Origin of the sequence: Arthrobacter sp. Bz4 (genome assembly GCF_003075455.1) — a bacterium.
Taxonomy (GTDB): Bacteria; Actinomycetota; Actinomycetes; order Actinomycetales; family Micrococcaceae; genus Arthrobacter_D.
The window spans coordinates 1-2484 of the sequence record NZ_QDAE01000057.1 but is presented as its reverse complement, the minus strand read 5'-3'; the positions used below and the strand labels follow the sequence as shown (position 1 = coordinate 2484).

Genomic DNA, 2484 nt, shown 5'->3' with positions numbered 1-2484 from the left:
TAAGTCAGGCGACGGGTGAAGCTTACTGGGACCAGATCAACGCGATCATCCAGTCGCATGCAGCCGAACGCGAAGTTTGGCTGGTACTAGGCGCATGCCTATCGAAGTCAGCGCTCAGTGACGAGCTCGCGAAGGAAAGTCCCACGCCCAGAGCGTTGCAGGTACACGCGCTTCTAACGGCAGCATGGAGCTCCGCCCGACAGTGCGGGATCCGGCTCAGGGTCCACTGCTCGGAATGACATCTGTGCGTCCGTTGCCTAAGATTATTCGGCTACGGAACGTGGTTGAATTTAGATTCAATGTGTAATTGACCCTAATCACAAACTTTTGAGTCCGGTTCCTATGTCGTGCACTCAAGGAGTTTCCGGAAATAGAGAAACCTGCTAGCGGGCGCGTGCTGGAGCGATTTAATGATGCACGCTCAATCTGATGTTCCAAAAGAGCCGATCACGCCTCTGTTCCTTAGCCCTGGCTAGCGATTGGTGAAAGCCGGATCACATTGGCTTGCGCGCGTGCTGTCTAGAAGCTATCGGGCCGCCAGTCCGATAGATACCTGTCCGCGAGTTGGAGAACTTCGTCGTCTCCCAGTGCTCTGCGCGCGTTACCGACGACCTCCTCTACTGCGGATTCAGATCCGAACACCTGGACGAGAAGGTCCCAAGCGAGACGATCTTCAGATCTGACCTGTCGGGAGCCCGTCGATTGTGATCGTGCAGTGGACCTAAGCGAGTGCAGTACCGCCCGTAACAGAAGGGGGTCGTCACTTGGCTTGAGCGGCGTTTCGCCTGTGACGGTCTGGACGGCGTCGTAGATGCGCCAGGCGTCCCATTCGCGCGACGGCTCGGCTGGCGGAGTTTGCTGGAGGCGTGCGACAAACTCCTCATGGATTCGCGCTGCAAACTCTTCACTGACGAGTTTGTGACCCGCGCCTTCGCGGTAGCCCATGCCGTGGATGAAGTCGAGCTGAGACGAGTACGTCTCGATGCCCTCGAGGATCTGCGCGACCAGCGCTTCTCGCTCTGCCTCATCCTCTACGCGGCGGAGGAGTCGAAGGACGACGCGGCCAACGGTGATGTCGCGGCGTCCGATGTCGAAAAAGCCTCGCTGTTTCTTCTCGGGAATGGCGTCGATGAGGTTCAGCAGTGTGATTGATCCTGGGACGATCATGTCGGTCGTGAATCTTGCTTCGTAGGAGGTAAGGCCTTCGAGAACGGATTCGAGCTGCTCAGGGTCCAATCCAGTCAGATACTCCTTGAGCCCTGCTCCGTCGCTCAGACGTTCAAAGGCCTGCTCGGAGTTTCGGAACGCGACGAGTTCGTCTGGTGCGACTCGGTCGAAGTAGAGGTTGAGGAAGTCGATGTGGGCCATCCGGTGTGCGGTTCGCCAGGTGCTGAGCCAGTCGGATCCATAGTGATTGTTCTCGATGTATTGAAGCGCGACTGGGAACACGCGGGTGAAGAGCGCCCGGATCACTTCGTCGTCATCAGGGAAATTCGCGAGCAGTGCAGCAATGGTCTTCTGGGCCCGTTCGTCCTTGCGCCCCATGATGTCGCGTGTGCTCGTGAGCTCGCTCCGAAGCTTCGATAGTTGCTGGATAAGTTCAGGGCGGAAGACGCGAAGCGCCTCCATTGCGAGAAGGTCGACAAGATCGACTTCATTGCCGAGGCTCTTAATCGTTGACCTGGCGGAGATTGCGTACCGCGTAACATCGCGCATGTTGAAGAACAGCGGGTCGATCACTTCCCAGAAGACGTCAGCCCATCGGCTGTCATCAAGTGTGGCGTTCGCGACGGGGGTGAGGATGCGATTTAGCTCTTCGAAGATCTGAGACCGAAGCAGCTTCTCCGGTGCCTGCGGCACATCGAAACTGACCTGCACGATCTTCTCGAGGTATGCCCGTCCGGGGATGCCGTCTTCGGTGAGGGCTTGCTCCACGCGTTCTCTGTCGAAAGCCAGCACGTAGATGATGTTCGGAAAGCTAGCCGTCAGACGGACGAGTTTGAAGATCTCGCGTATCTCGACGGTGGTGAGGCGGTCGATGTCATCGATGACGACCACGATGGGTTGAATGAGTGCGGCGAGCTCCTTTGTAATTTCCTCCCGCACTTTCTTCGCGCTGCGGTCCGCGTTCGTCGTGTCGGCCAGTCCACTGAGCGCAGCTGCGGCCGCTTCTCCTGCGGCCGCTGCACCCGGGAGTGGAATGAACTGAGACACAGGTTTGAGGATGCCGGCGTACTGAGCGAGCCAGTCCGCAGTCTTCCCGAAGCGGCTCTTGTTACGGACGTTGAGCTCTGCTCCGATCTCGGTGAAGAAGAAGTTGACGAGCTGGTTCGAGCCGGAGAACATCCAAGGGTTGAAGTCGACGACAGTGAGAGCGGGCTCGGTCTCAAACTGTTCGCGCATCAGATTGATGAATGAGCTTTTGCCGTGCCCCCACGGTCCCAAGATGCCCACCACGAGTCCCTGGCCCGCGTCGAGTTCCCG

The 2484-nt window shown here is 58.1% G+C and carries 1 protein-coding gene; it reads right to left on the bottom strand.

Going from position 1 to position 2484, the window contains the following annotated elements; genetic code table 11:
* Positions 1-519: 519 nt before the first annotated feature.
* Positions 520-2484: P-loop NTPase fold protein (locus DDA93_RS15980; RefSeq protein WP_116779307.1), on the bottom strand; the 1965-nt coding region annotated here is incomplete at its 5' end.